General features: G+C 37.6%; 10 protein-coding genes and 1 riboswitch. All 10 genes read left to right on the top strand.

Going from position 1 to position 15169, the window contains the following annotated elements; all coding sequences use genetic code 11:
* Positions 1–3: 3 nt before the first annotated feature.
* Positions 4–181, top strand: a riboswitch (M-box (ykoK) riboswitch).
* A gap of 296 nt (positions 182–477) precedes the next feature.
* The 10 genes from mgtA to FC84_RS07790 all read left to right on the top strand — a co-directional run bounded on the left by mgtA (position 478) and on the right by FC84_RS07790 (position 14740).
* Positions 478–3111, top strand: coding sequence for a magnesium-translocating P-type ATPase (mgtA, locus tag FC84_RS07835; RefSeq protein ID WP_057757498.1), 2634 nt, complete (start codon positions 478–480; stop codon positions 3109–3111).
* A gap of 242 nt (positions 3112–3353) precedes the next feature.
* Positions 3354–4028 (top strand): TetR/AcrR family transcriptional regulator, encoded by a 675-nt coding sequence (locus FC84_RS07830; protein ID WP_057757496.1) that lies wholly within the window; start codon positions 3354–3356, stop codon positions 4026–4028.
* Positions 4021–5757 (top strand): ABC transporter ATP-binding protein, encoded by a 1737-nt coding sequence (locus FC84_RS07825; protein ID WP_057757494.1) that lies wholly within the window; start codon positions 4021–4023, stop codon positions 5755–5757. The genes FC84_RS07830 and FC84_RS07825 overlap by 8 nt, the downstream gene beginning before the upstream one ends.
* On the top strand, positions 5750–7639 hold the full coding sequence (locus FC84_RS07820; RefSeq protein ID WP_057757491.1) for an ABC transporter ATP-binding protein: 1890 nt from the start codon (positions 5750–5752) through the stop codon (positions 7637–7639). The genes FC84_RS07825 and FC84_RS07820 overlap by 8 nt, the downstream gene beginning before the upstream one ends.
* 17 nt (positions 7640–7656) lie before the next feature.
* Positions 7657–8397, top strand: a complete 741-nt coding sequence (locus tag FC84_RS07815; protein WP_057757489.1) for a hypothetical protein — start codon at positions 7657–7659, stop codon at positions 8395–8397.
* A gap of 327 nt (positions 8398–8724) precedes the next feature.
* Positions 8725–9930 carry a glycosyltransferase family 4 protein gene (locus FC84_RS07810; RefSeq protein WP_057757487.1) on the top strand — a complete coding sequence of 402 codons (1206 nt, stop codon included), beginning with the start codon at positions 8725–8727 and terminating at the stop codon, positions 9928–9930.
* Positions 9927–10946: a glycosyltransferase family 4 protein gene (locus FC84_RS07805; protein WP_057757485.1), complete on the top strand. Its 1020-nt coding sequence runs from the start codon at positions 9927–9929 to the stop codon at positions 10944–10946. Before FC84_RS07810 ends, FC84_RS07805 begins: the two co-directional genes overlap by 4 nt.
* Positions 10947–10955: 9 nt before the next feature.
* Positions 10956–11984 carry a lysylphosphatidylglycerol synthase transmembrane domain-containing protein gene (locus FC84_RS07800; protein WP_057757483.1) on the top strand — a complete coding sequence of 343 codons (1029 nt, stop codon included), beginning with the start codon at positions 10956–10958 and terminating at the stop codon, positions 11982–11984.
* 120 nt (positions 11985–12104) lie between these two features.
* On the top strand, positions 12105–14288 hold the full coding sequence (locus FC84_RS07795; RefSeq protein WP_083479594.1) for an LTA synthase family protein: 2184 nt from the start codon (positions 12105–12107) through the stop codon (positions 14286–14288).
* Between the two features lie 17 nt (positions 14289–14305).
* Positions 14306–14740, top strand: a complete 435-nt coding sequence (locus tag FC84_RS07790) for a Fur family transcriptional regulator (RefSeq protein ID WP_057757481.1) — start codon at positions 14306–14308, stop codon at positions 14738–14740.
* The last annotated feature ends 429 nt before the right edge of the window (positions 14741–15169 follow it).

The raw sequence follows: 15169 nt of genomic DNA, 5'->3' as shown, positions 1-15169 counted from the left end.
ACGAATATGATTTGTTAGGTGAGGCTCCTATACAAACACAGGCTACTGCCCAAAAACGTCGAGAGACACCAATGGGTAGAACAGGGATTGTCGAAGACAAGGCTTTCCATAAGGTAGCTGTTAAAAGTAACGACTTTTAACTACGTTGTACAGTGCTAAAGCCCAACGACTAGATCAATTGAGCTTATTTATTTGTGGAGTTCTTTTAACCTTTCGCTGGATTTTAGCGAAAGGTTTTTTTGTGTCGTTAATAGTTAGTACAAACCTAGCAATAAAAGGGAGTGTGATTTCATTGGTAAAATTATGTTACTAATCTTTAATCATTGGATGACAACTAACCAAGAAAGTGAGATGAAAGTTGATGGATGATGGTCACAGTTTTCAGTTGATTGTTGAAACATTGGTTATTGTGACGATCGTTCGTCCTTAATTCTTTGTTTCTCTAACTCGTTTTGATCATGAATTGGAGGAAACATTATGAAGAAAAAAATTGATTACGATTCATTTGCTCGGGCAACCAAAGAACAAGTTGAGCAAAAATTTGCGACACCTAAAACAGGGCTAACGGCTGAACAAGTTAAAGCTGCACGTCAGCAATATGGGAGTAATCAACTCACTTATCAAAAGAAAACACCATTTATTGTCGAAGCAATTAAAGCTTACATTACACCTTTTACACTCGTTTTAATTGCGCTAGCGGTGATTTCGTTTTTTACAGACTATGTTCACGCAGCACCGGCAGATAAGAGTTTATTTGGTGTCATCATCATTATCGTGATGGTTTTTATTAGTGGCACAATGTCATTAATACAGTCGGTACGTTCTAATCAAGCTGCAACTCAAATGGAGTCGCTTGTTCAAGTTAAGATTATCGTTAAACGTGACGGCAAAGATTGCGAAGTTGACATGGATAATTTGGTTTGTGGTGACTTAATTCAACTGTCAGCTGGGGATATGATTTCAGCGGATATGCGGCTGTTAACAAGTAAAGATTTAACAATTTCACAGGCAGCACTAACAGGCGAGAGTTATCCTGTTGAGAAAAAAGCTGATGTTGAAGTTACGGAAGCAGCGACTGAAACAAGTTATCCTAACCTAGTCTTTATGGGAAGTAACGTGGTTAGCGGTACTGGTCAAGCAATCGTTATTGCAACCGGTGATCAAACTGTTTATGGCAGTGTGGTTAAAGATCTGGGCGAAAAACCTGAAGCAACTAGTTTTGATATTGGGGTGCAAAAAACTTCGATGCTCTTGATTCGCTTCATGGCTTTAATGGCACCAACGGTTATTATCATTAATGGTTTTACAAAGGGTGACTGGACTCAAGCGTTGTTATTTGGATTATCAGTAGCTGTGGGGTTGACACCACAAATGTTACCGATGATTGTGACGACTAATTTAGTTCGTGGTGCTAAAAAGATGGCCGATAAAAATGTGATTATTAAACATCTTAGCGCTATTCAAAACTTTGGGGCAATTGATACTTTATGTACAGATAAAACGGGAACTTTAACTGAAGATCAAATTATCTTAGATACGTATTTAAATTGTGATGGACAAATAGATTCAGCGGTTTTACAACAAGCTTATTTAAATAGCAATTTACAAACTGGCTTAAAAAATTTAATGGATACGGCCATTATTACAACTGCTCAAAAGCAGCAACAAGTGCTAACTCAATTTGAAAAAGTTGACGAAGTTCCCTTTGATTTTCAACGTCGGCGTATGAGCGTGGCTGTGCGCGAAGGCGATGATGAAGTTCACTTAATTACTAAAGGCGCTATGGAAGAGATGTTGGAGGTTGCAACTAAAATTAAAATCAAGGGACAAATTAAGGCGTTAGATATTGATTTGACTCAGCAAGTTTTAAATCAAGTTGCTTCTTTAAATCGCCAGGGGTTACGGGTCATAGGTCTTGCTCAAAGAGAATATCCAGCAACTAAAACTAATTTTGAAGTCAGCGATGAAAAGGAAATGATTTTGCTTGGCTATCTTGCTTTTTTGGATCCACCTAAAGCAAGTGCAAAGACAGCGATTAAAGAATTAAATAATTTAGACGTTAATGTTAAAGTGCTAACTGGTGATAATGCACTAGTGACACGTGCGATGGCTCAAAAAGTTGGGCTTGGTCGCGTGGCCTTAATTACTGGTGAACAGTTGAATTCACTAGATGAGGCGCAGATGGCCGATGCTGTTGAGCGTCATCAAATTTTTGTCAAATTGAATCCTCAACAAAAAAAGACCATTATGCAATTACTAAAGCAAAATGGTCACACGGTTGGGTTTATGGGTGATGGTATTAATGATGCGCCGGCGATGAAAGTGGCTGATGTGGGGATTTCTGTTGATACCGCGGTGGATGTGGCTAAAGATTCTGCCGATGTTATTTTGACTGACAAAGATTTACGTGTGCTTGAATCCGGGTTATTAGTTGGCCGCGAAACTTTTGGTAATACCATGAAGTATATTAAGGCAACAACAAGCTCTAATTTTGGTAATATGTTTTCAGTATTAGTTGCAAGTATTTTTCTACCATTTTTGCCAATGTTGCCCATTCAGTTACTCTTACTCAACTTAATTTATGATTTGTCATGTATGGCGATTCCGTGGGATAAGATGGATGCTGAGTTTTTACAACATCCCAAACGTTGGACTGCTGATAGTATTGGTAAATTTATGGTTTGGTTTGGACCGACTAGCTCAATATTTGATATTACAACTTATGCTTTAATGTATTTTGTTATTTGCCCAACAGTTATCGGTGGAGCTTACCCAACCTTATCCGCACAACAACAGTTGGCATTTGCCGCTTTATTTCATGCTGGGTGGTTTATTGAGTCAATGTGGACACAGACACTAGTTTTACATGCTTTACGGACACCTAAAGTACCATTCTTACAAAGTACAGCAGCTAAACCATTGTTAATTGCATCAGCAGTAGAAATTACTTTTGGCTCGCTGCTACCTTTTACAGGACTGGGTCGTGATATCGGACTAGCAGCATTGCCAATTAATTACGGGCCTTGGTTATTGGCAACGGTGCTGGCCTACTTAATCTTAGTGACGTTTGTTAAACAATTGTACCTTCGTAAATATGCGGAATTATTATAGTGTTTAACTTATTACCTTATAATGAAGTTAATGAATTTCGTTTTCTGTAAATTTTTGTGGTCATTTTCTAAAGTTAATGAAATTATTTTTGACTGCTGTTAATTTAAAAATAAATGCCCAAAATTTAGCTAGTTTGTTGCTTTTATAAAATAATCAGTTTATAATGACACTTTGTCACATGACATGGTGTCATTTTTTTATTTACATTAATTAATTATCTTTATTAAGGAAGGAGGCGTAAGATGCCGAGTAAAACTTTTTTAGGATTACCGGAAACTAAACGAAATAAAATTATGGGTGCGGTGCGTCAAGCTTTTTCAAACGCTCCATATTCTCAAGTTACAGTAACCGATATTATTAAATTAGCTGAAATTCCACGAGGTAGTTTTTATCAATACTTCAAAGATAAAGAAGATCTTTATTTTTATTTAATAGAAACGTTCCGCCAATCTTTTAAGGATGATCTTACTTACAATTTGAAGGTGCAAAATGGCGATTTTTTTGCTGCGGTTAAGAAAACCTTCCATAGAACCTTAGATCGTTTTACAACTGCTGCTGATAGTCAGTTATTGCAAAACGTTATTATGGAAATGGATTATCGAGGTTATCATCATTTGATGAAACGGGATATTCATCATCGCCCTCAGAATCATCAGGTAAATTTACCGGAATGGCAGCAAAATATTAAAGATCAGACAGACTTTACGAAACTTCGCGTTTCAAGGGATGAATTTGATTTGTTATTTCACACATTGCTAAGTTTCATGGGGCAATCATTTGCACATTATTTTATAGCACAGCGTGATTCAAGTCAGAAATTAGCGACAGAACCATTTAAAGCCAAGTTCGATTTGTTGCTGGATTGGCTTGAACACGGTGTTTTAATAGAAGATACAGGGAGGGAACTGAATGCTTAAACTTGCCAAGAAGCGCGTGTCTGGCTGGGCTGTTTTATTTGCTGTTTTGTTTATGGTCGGCCAGGTTATCACGAGTTTATACTTACCAAATTTAACTTCAGACTTAGTTAACTACGGTGTTGCTAAAGGCGACACGAATTATATTTGGAGTGCCGGCATGAAGATGTTGGCTGTCTCTGTTTTATCAGTTGTTTTTTCATTTGGAAATGTTTTACTTGCTGCTCAGACGTCACAAGGATTAGGTAAGAAATTACGCCAAGACATCTACAGTAAAGTTCTGAACATGTCTAATGATGAGTTCGATCAGGTTGGGACTTCATCATTAATTACGAGAACAACAAACGATGTGGTTCAGATTCAAAACGTTGCTATGATGACGTTGCGAATGATGATCATGGCACCAATTATGTTAGTTGGTGCAAGTTTTATGGCGTATCAAAAAGATGCCCAACTAACTAGTATCTTCGTTGTTGTTATCCCAATCATGGTTGTTTTTGTTGGTATTGTTATGTTTTTTGCAGTGCCATTATTTAAAGCTATGCAAACTAAAACCGACCGCTTAAACTTAGTTTTTCGTGAAGGTTTAACAGGTGTTCGCGTTATTCGTGCTTTTGTTCGTGATCAATTTGAACAAAAACGTTTTGATGATGCTAACATTGATTACACCAAAAATGCTCGTAAAGTTTATTCGATTATGGCGGTCATGTTTCCTTTGATGACCTTGATTATGAGTGGTACTAATATTGCGATTATTTGGAATGGCGGTCATTTGATTGCTAACCAAGCAATGGCAGTTGGTAATATGTTAGCCTTCATGACTTATGCGATGCAAATCTTAATGAGCTTTATGATGTTGTCAATGGTCTTTGTCTTTATTCCTCGTGGTCAAGCATCAGCTGATCGGATTAACAAAGTGCTTGATTTGAAATCTGATATTAAAGATAATGATCAACCACAAGTCTTTACTGATGATACTGCAGCTAGTTTAGACTTTGACCAAGTTAACTTCCGTTATCACGGTGCTGAAGAATTAGCATTAACGGGTGTTGACGCACATGTTAAAGCTGGACAGACGCTGGCAATTATTGGTGGTACTGGTTCTGGTAAATCTACTTTAATCAATTTAATTCCACGTTTTTATGATGTTGAAACAGGAGCCGTAAAGGTCAAGGGCTTAAATGTTAAAGATGTTGATCAACATGCTTTACAAGATCAAATTTCATTAGTGCCACAGAAGGCGGTCTTGTTTAAGGGAACATTACGTGAGAATCTACGTTACGGTAACCCGGACGCAACTGATGATGAACTATGGCATGCTTTAGAGATTGCCCAATCTGCTGATTTCATTAAAGAGGCAGACGGACTTGATACTTTTGTCGAACAGGGTGGTAATAACTTCTCTGGCGGACAAAAACAACGTTTGGCAATTGCGCGGGCGCTAGTTAAAAAAGCTTCAGTTTATGTTTTTGATGATTCATTCTCAGCTTTGGACTTTAAGACTGATGCTAATTTACGTCAGGCCTTACGCGAAGATACTATGATTCAAAAAGCCGTTGTGGTTATTGTTGGTCAACGGGTTTCGACGGTTGCTGACGCAGATCAAATTATTGTCCTTGACGATGGTAAGATGGTTGGCTTAGGTACACATACAGAATTAAAAGCAAATAACGAAACGTATCGTGAAATTGTTGAATCACAAATTAAGGAAGGGAATGACAAGAATGAGTGAGCAATCAAGAAAGACTAGCACAACTCGTCCAGCAGGTGGCCATGGTCCTGGCGGTCATGGTATGGCAATGCCTGGTGACAAACCCAAAAACTTCTGGGGCACAACTCGACGCTTATTTGGTTATATGTCTAAATATAGTGTTGCTTTGGTTGTGGTCATGGTTTTTGCCATCGCTTCCCAAGTTCTTCAAGTACAAACGCCTAAGATTTTAGGTAAAGCAACAACTGAAATTTTTAAAGGTGTAATGCGTGGTGCAGCCAATCAAAAAGCCGGCATTGCCATGAATCACTATCCAGTCAATTTTGACAAGATTCAAGAAATTGTTATTACCGTTATCTTTATGTATTTAGCTTCAGCTTTGTTAAACTTTGTTATGCAGTTCGTAATGACGCGAGTTTCTCAAGATACGGTTTATCGTCTGCGCAAGCAAATGAAAGAAAAAATGCAGACTTTACCAATTAATTATTACGACACCCATTCAAACGGTGATATTATGTCTCGTGCTATCAACGATATGGATAATATTGCCGGGACGTTACAACAAAGCTTGACCCAAATGATTACCAGTACGGTGATGTTTGTCGGGACGCTTTGGATGATGCTAACTATTAGCTGGCAATTAACGTTGTTAGCAATTGCGACGATTCCATTAAGTTTAATCGTTGTAGGTGTGGTTGCACCGCGCTCACAAAAATACTTTGCTGCCCAACAGAAGAGCTTAGGTTTACTCAACGATCAAGTTGAAGAAAACTATGCCGGCCACATTGTTAATAAGAGTTTTAACCATGAAGCAACAGCAATTAATGAGTTTGAAGCAGAAAATGAAAAGTTATATGCTTCAGCTTGGAAAGCTCAAATGATTTCTGGCTTGATTATGCCATTGATGACCTTTGTTAATAACTTGGGCTACGTCTTTGTGGCTGTTCTTGGTGGGGTTAAAGTTGCCAATGGTAATATGACTTTAGGTGATGTTCAAGCCTTCTTACAATACACGCAACAATTTTCTCAACCAATTTCCCAATTAGCTAACTTAGCTAATACGATTCAAGCAACAGTTGCTTCTGCAGAACGAATTTTTGAAGTGTTTGATGAACCTGATATGACGAACCCTAAAGTTGATGTTCCTGATGATACAACAACTTCTGATATTTTGACGATGGATCATGTTCAATTCGGCTATCAAGGTAAAGATTTGTTGTTAACAGATTATAATTTAAACGTTAAACCAGGTGAGATGGTGGCAATTGTTGGTCCTACTGGTGCTGGTAAGACAACGATCATTAATCTGTTGGAACGGTTCTATGATGTGAGCGGCGGTTCAATTCGTTTGAAAGGTACCGATACGCGTAACATGGGCCGTGAAGATTTACGACGTCACTTTGCAATGGTCTTACAGGATACTTGGCTATTTACCGGTACCATTTACGATAACTTGAAGTATGGTCGTGAAGATGCCACTCATGACGAAATTATTGCAGCCGCTAAAGCAGCGCACGTTGATGAGTTTGTCCGTCAATTACCTGACGGTTACGATACTGTTCTTAATGAAGAAGCATCTAATATTTCTCAAGGTCAACGTCAATTGTTGACGATTGCGCGTGCGTTTGTTGCGGATCCAGAAATTCTAATTCTTGATGAAGCAACCTCATCTGTTGATACACGGACAGAAATGCATATTCAACACGCGATGAATCGTTTGTTGAAGGGACGGACAAGCTTCGTTGTTGCCCATCGTCTCTCAACAATTCGTGATGCAGATAATATCTTAGTCATGAATCACGGTTCAATTGTTGAAACTGGTACGCATGATCAGTTGATGACTGAAAACGGCTTCTATGCAGACTTGTATAATTCACAATTCTCAGGCAACGTTGCCATTTAGACTGGAGGAAATTAACAATGAAAATTAAAAAATTAATCGCCAGTCTTGCTTTGGCTGTTGCTGCTGTTGCTGTATTAGCAGGGTGTCAGAGCCGAACAGTCAAACTTAATCCAACTAAAGACACTTATGCAACAAATGGATTAGTGGCGGTTGTAAAAGGAACAGTTAGCAAAGGCGCTAAAGTTACTTATCAAATTGGTGACGGAACTATTCAAAAAGGAACTAATAACGATGGTACTTTTGTTATTCAAGTTCCGGGTCAATTGAAGAAAACAACAGTAACTGTTAAAGCTAAAAAAGCTGGTCAAACAACAACTAAAAAAGTTAGTGTGAAAAAGACAAAGGCGATAGCAACTTATCCAGAATTTGCTATGAAGTATAATATGATCAATCAGCAAATGAAGATTGTGGCGGATCCTTTACCTATGACACAAAAAAATGGCTTGGTAGATTTTTACAATCATGATGGCATTCGCATTCGGGCCAACGTGCAAAACCAACAAGTTGTTGGGATCGCCTATGTCTTTCCAGTGAAGTACATGAAAGACAAGACGAAGATGAAAGATTTTGCCATGCGCTTAACTGTACTTTCCACAGCAGTAGGTGCAGATGGTAAACAAGTCTTGAAAGATTACCAAAAATTAGCTAAAGATGCTCAAAACGGGCAAACGACAGTTGATAATATCCATAATAAGGGCATTACGTTTGAAACTAGTTTCTCTGATAAAGGGCTATATATGTACCTAGTGAAGAAATAAATTTTAAACAAATACTATCATCAAAAAGAAACTCCCAATATTTAGCTTAAAGCTAAACGTTGGGAGTTTCTTTTTAAATCGAGCAATGAATTGCCCCTGCCAAGGTAACTTTAGTATAGCGCTGCTGAGTTGAATTTTAAATACCTTAATTGGTTAATTGTTAATTCATTATTAAAAAGGCGTCATTTTCGTTGAGAATGTCACTTTTTCAGCCCATAGTCTGTTACGAATAGCGAACAATATTGTTAGAATTATAGTTGTGAATTGCATTGGTTTAGTATTACCCCTATAATTTGATTATGAATAATGAGCGGAGGAGGAAGAGGCATGAATATTGGTCTATTTACTGACACCTATTTTCCTCAAGTTAGTGGTGTAGCGACTTCAATTCGAACATTAAAAGATGATTTAGAGCGCAAAGGGCATCATGTTTATATTTTTACAACGACAGATCCAGGCGTTGATAAAGAAGAAGTAGAACCGAACGTTTTTCGCTTTGCTAGTGTACCGTTTGTTTCCTTCACTGATCGCCGCGTAGCTGTTAGAGGTCTGTTTCACGCGTTAGAAGTGGCTAAAGAGCTCGATTTAGATATTGTACATACGCAAACCGAATTTTCTATGGGCTGGATTGGTAAATTTGTTGCCAAAAACTTGAAGATTCCGTGTGTTCACACTTACCACACAATGTATGAAGATTATTTACACTATGTCTTAAATGGTCATTTACTAAAACCTTATCATGTTAAACAATTCGTTCGCGCATTTGTTAACCATATGGATGGAGTTGTAGCACCTAGCCAACGAGTAACTGAATCATTGCGGCGTTATGGTGTCAAAATACCGATTCGAGTTATTCCCACAGGAATTGATATTACTGCTTATGATCAAGATTATTCAGAGCAAGTTGTGCAGTTGCGCCAACAACTAGGTTATACTGAGCAAACACCAGTTATCATGACCCTAAGTCGCCTTGCTAGTGAGAAAAGAATTGATCAAGTACTATCAGTTTTTCCTGATTTACAAAAACAATTACCTGACTTACGCTTTTTAATTGTGGGTGATGGGCCAGAACGGGCAGAGTTAGAGGAGCAAGTTGCCGATTTAGGAATTGATTCGGCCGTAACATTTGTCGGTGAAGTGAAGCATGAACAAATTGCACCGTATTATCAACTAGCTAATTTATTTGTTTCTTCAAGTGATACTGAGTCACAAGGTTTAACTTATATTGAAGCAATGGCAGCTGGTTTGAAATGTGTTGTACGTAGTGGTGAATATACAGATAGTGTCTTTGATGATCCTGATATTGGTACTACTTTTCGGGATTTACCTGAGATGGAGGCGCAAATCGAGAATTATATTCGTCATCCGCATGCTTTTGCCGATCCTCAGCCCCGTAAAGATAAGTTATATGAAATTTCTGCAGACCATTTTGGTGATTCTATATTGGCGTTTTATCACGATGCAATTGATAGCTATAATTTAACCAATATTAATCGACTAAGTTTAACTGGTCGCAGTGAGGAGCACTTATGATTCGAATTAACATGTTCTCATCAGCTGACAAAGTGGCTGGCCAAGGTGTGGGGAGTGCCTACTTAGAATTAGTTGGTTTACTCAAAGATCGCCTGCAAGATCAATTTACCGTAACGATTAACAAACATGGTCAAGCGGATATTACACATTATCATACGATTGATCCACAATTCTTTTTATCGACTTTTTCTAAGAAGCGGGGCCGAACCATTGGCTATGTTCATTTTTTACCGGAAACAATTGAAGGTTCTTTAAGAATGCCTAAATTTGCCAAGAAAATTTTCTATTGGTATATGATTAAATTTTATAAGCGAATGGATCAATTGGTGGTTGTTAATCCTAGCTTTATTCCTAAAATCGAAGCTTATGGTATTCCCAAGTCAAAAATCACCTATATTCCTAATTTTGTTTCACCAGTGGAATTTCCTGATCGCTCTATTCAAGATAAACTAGCGTTACGTGAAAAATACCAACTCCCTAAAGATAAATTTATTGTCTTTGGTTCTGGGCAAGTCCAAGAGCGTAAGGGCGTTGATGATTTTGTTAATTTGGCTAAGAAAAATCCCCATGTTCAATTTGTTTGGGCGGGGGGCTTTTCTTTTGGACCGATGACTGATGGGTATGATCATTTCAAAAAGATTGTTGAAAATCCACCTAAGAATGTTATTTTTACTGGCATTGTTAAACGAACTGAAATTGCGGATTATTTGAACTTAGCAGATTTGTTCTTCTTGCCATCATTTGACGAGTTGTTTCCAATGTCAGTATTGGAAGCTTTTAGTTGTGGCGTTCCAGTTTTACTACGTAACTTGGAACTTTATGAAGCAATTATTGCAGGTAAATATGTTGGTGCTGATGATTTAACAGGATTTAACCAAGCGCTACAAAAACTAATGACGGATGCTGACTTCTATAAGCATTATCAACAATTAGCACGACAAGCCGCCCAAGAATATTCTCCTGAACATCTGGCTAAAATTTGGGCCGATTTCTATACCGCGCAAGCGAAATTTTAAGAGGAAAATATGAGTCGTAAAAATAAAATTGCCTTGGTGATTATGATTTCCTTAGGTGTCTTCATTTTCTGGCGTGAGGCAAAGGAGACCAATTTTCAACAGGTACAACATGGGTTAGCCCATTTACAGTGGACTTGGTTAGGCGTGGCTGTCTTATTGATGCTGTTTTCTTTTGTCGCGGAGGCCTTAGTTTTAAAGAAATTAATTGAAAAGCCAGGGGAGCCTCACCAACCAGCTTGGAATTTTTTGCGGGTGCCACCAATTCAAGCCTTATTTAACGCTATTACCCCATTTTCATCTGGTGGTCAGCCGGCCCAACTGGTGGCTTTAATTCAGGTTGGCTATGAAGGCGGGCGGGCCAGCTCTGTCTTACTAATGAAATTTATCATTTATCAATTAATGGTACTCATTAATTTTGTCCTAACAATGTTGGTAGGCTTTAAACAGGTAATGACAAATTTCAGTGGCTTAGCGATATTAATTGCCGGTGGGTTCGCATTACACGTGATTACCATTGGGGCTTTATTAATGATTATGTTTTACTATCGTTTCACCAAGGGCGTCACGCAGGGTTTTTTCAATCTTTTAAGCTGCGTTATTCACTCGGATAAGGTTGAACGTTGGCGCAATCAAGCGATGCAAAAAATTGAAACTTTTCATGAAGAAAGTCTACAATTAAAGCGCGAGAAGAAAAAGGTAATTCAAGCATCATTGCTCACGCTGGTTCAGTTAATCGCGTATTATTTAATACCTTATTTCGTTTTGCTAGCTTTGAATGTTCCCCATGCTGATTTGATCACGGTTTTTTGTATGCATGTTATGATTGTTATGATTACGTCGATCTTTCCTATTCCCGGTGGTACTGGTGGTGCTGAATATAGTTTTAAAACCCTGTTTGCCACATTTATCCCTGGACAGACTGCTTTGATTTTAGGTATGTTATTGTGGCGTTTGATTACATTCTATTTGGGCATGCTGTTAGGAATTGTTGCAATGGGGATTCGACCTCGACGAATTTTTAAAAGACCAATTAAATAAGAAGATATGAATATTCAGTAAAGAATTCTTTACGATTTATCTAAGAGTCTAAGTTTAAGGTCTATTTTTTGCTAGAATTTAGAATGATTTTGAATTTGGCAGTATATACGGAGGATTTACATGAAGTTTTTCGCTGAGAAATTAAAAGCGTTCTGGAATAGTCGCTGGGGCTTTTTCATACTCGCAGTTATTTTATTCTGGATTAAAACTTATTACGCTTATAAAACAAAGTTTAACTTAGGCGTAAGTGGCAGTGTCCAAGAGTTTTTATTAGCTTTAAACCCATTACCAACCACCATCTTACTTTTTGGGATTGCTTTATATTTCAAAGGGCGTAAATCCTACATCATTATGTTAGTAATTGATTTTATTACAACATTTTGGTTGTTTGCGAACATTCTTTATTATCGAGAATTTTCGGACTTTTTAACAACAACGTTAATTAAGGGCTCAGGATCGGTTTCCAATAACCTAGGTAAAAGTATTGTCGGCATTATTAACCCTTCAGACTTTTTAGTGTTTGTTGATTTAGTGATTCTCATTGTCCTATTAGCAACAAAACTACAAAAAGTTGATATTCGTCCGATTAAAAAACCAGTGGCTGGATTAGTTTCACTATTGGCAGTTGTTTTATTCGGTTTTAATTTAACCATGGCTAATAGTGATCGGTCTGGTTTATTAACGCGAACTTTTGATAATAATTACATTGTTAAGTACTTGGGACTTAATTCATATGCAGTTTATGATGTGGTTAAAGCAACTAAGACAAGTGCGGTTCGTGCCAATGCCGATGCAAGTGACATGAAGACCGTTCAAAAATACATTAAAAACAATCATGTTGTAGGTAACCCAACCTATAAGGGTGTTGCCAAAGGTAAGAACGTTTTTGTTATTCATTTGGAAAGTTTCCAACAGTTTTTGATTGATTACAAAGTTGACGGTCAAGAAGTTACACCTAATTTGAATAAGATTTATCATGAAAACAATACCTTGAGTTTTGATAACTTCTATAATCAAGTTGGTCAAGGTAAAACGGCTGACGCTGAATTAATGTTAGAAACTTCATTGTTTGGCCTTTCTGAAGGTGCGGCTATGGTTACTGCTGGTTCTACCAATACTTGGCAAGCAGCACCGGCGATTCTTTCACAAAGCCAGGGTTACACGACTGCTTCGTTCCACGGCGATGTGCCAAGTTTCTGGAATCGGGATAATACTTATAAGGCTTGGGGTTATGATTATTTCTTTAGTAAGAGCTACTTCCAAAGCGGTAAGAACTTTGATGTTGGTTACGGACTAAAGGATAAAATCTTCATGAAAGACTCCATGAAGTATGTTGAACAGTTACCACAACCATTCTATGCTAAGCTAATCACGGTGACGAACCACTATCCTTATCTATTAGATAAGAAGAATCAGTCTATCGCCAAGACGACAACTGGAGATAAGACTGTTGATGGGTATGTACAGACGGCGCGTTACTTGGATCAATCTATTGGTGAATTCATGGCTTGGCTGAAAGAAACTGGCCTTGATAAGAATAGTATGTTGGTCTTCTATGGTGATCACTATGCAATTTCTGGTAATCATAAGCCGGCCATTGCCAAGCTGTTAGGCAAGGATAAAGCTAATGATTTTGACGTTGCTCAATGGCAAAAGGTACCATTCATGATTCATATGGACGGCTTAAAGGGTGGCATTAACCATACTTATGGTGGCGAAATTGATGTTTTACCAACAATTGAGAATTTATTAGGTATTGATAACAGTGACTATATTCAATTCGGTCAGGATTTATTAGCAACTGACCGCAATCAGACTGTTGCTTTCCGTAGTGGCGATTTTGTAACACCTAAGTACACCAAAGTTGGCAGTAAGTACTATAATACAAGTGATGGGTCTCTGATTAGGAAACCCGACGCGGCGACTAAAAAAGAATTAGAGAGTTTAACTAATCATGTGGCAACAGAATTATCATTATCCGATAGTGTCATTAATGGTGATTTACTACGCTTCTATACACCGAAGGGTTTTAAGACAGTGGATGCTAAAGATTACACGTATAAACTCAGCAAATCATTAAAATTACTCAAGAAGATGCAAAAGAAGGAAAAGACTAGTCTACTTTATCAAAATGACGGTAAGTCAAGTTTAGATTTATATAAGACTGATGCACCAGAATTAGAAGCAGATTCAAAAGAAGCTGATAAGAGTAGTGATAGCAGCTCAAGCAGTTCAGCAAATAGTGATGCTAACTCTAGTTCTAGTACCGGTGATTCTTCAAGTAGTTCTTCGTCAAGCAATTAAAGTTAGGTGTGAAATCAATGACTAATGCGCGATATCATCACGCTCGAGCTTTATTACAACAAAATAAGATTCGAATGACACCACAGCGCGAGGCTATTTTACAAACATTAGTTAATTCGCATAGCCATCCAACTGCAGAAGATGTTTTCAACCAACTCAAAGATCATGTTGCAGATATTAGCATTGCGACTGTCTACAATAATTTACGTTTATTCACTGATTTAGGTGTCATTCAAGAACTTAAATATAGTAATGAACCTAGTCACTTCGATTATGTGAGTGTGCGTCACTTTCATGTGGTGTGTCAGAAGTGCGGTAAGGTTGAAGATGTTTTCTATCCGGATTTAGATCGAATTGAGCGACTAGTAACCAATTTAACTGGTTATGAGACGGTAGGAAATAATATTGAAGTTTATGCAATCTGTCCGGATTGCCAGAAAAGGGCTAAATAGATATAAGGAATAGTGCTAAGTAAAAGCAAAATTTTACTTAGCACTATTTTTGTTTTTTAGTGAGATCAATATTGAGTTTTAATTATGGATGGTGTTAACGAAAATGTGTCTAAATAAGGTTAAGGTGGGTGGTTGCTATTGATTAGTTCTTGGGGACCTAGCTTTTTTTGGAATTTATTGTTGACAATAGTTGCGGAAGTCTGTATACTTTTAAAAGTCGTCAACAGCGAGTGAGTCATTAAGAAATAAATTAATTAAAACTTTTTGTTGACATGATGATGTGTTACATGATATGATAATTAAGTTGTCATCGCGACACAGTAGGCCTTTGAAAACTGAACAAAGTTTCGAGTAATGTGCAGGATTTATTACATTAGTAATAAACAAACATTAACGAAGTCAATTCGCTAGTAAATTAATTTATGAGTC

The organism is Lapidilactobacillus dextrinicus DSM 20335 (assembly GCF_001436095.1).
Lineage (GTDB): Bacteria > Bacillota > Bacilli > Lactobacillales > Lactobacillaceae > Lapidilactobacillus > Lapidilactobacillus dextrinicus.
The sequence above is the reverse complement of the archived record's forward strand: the minus strand, read 5'-3'. Positions and strand labels throughout refer to the sequence as shown.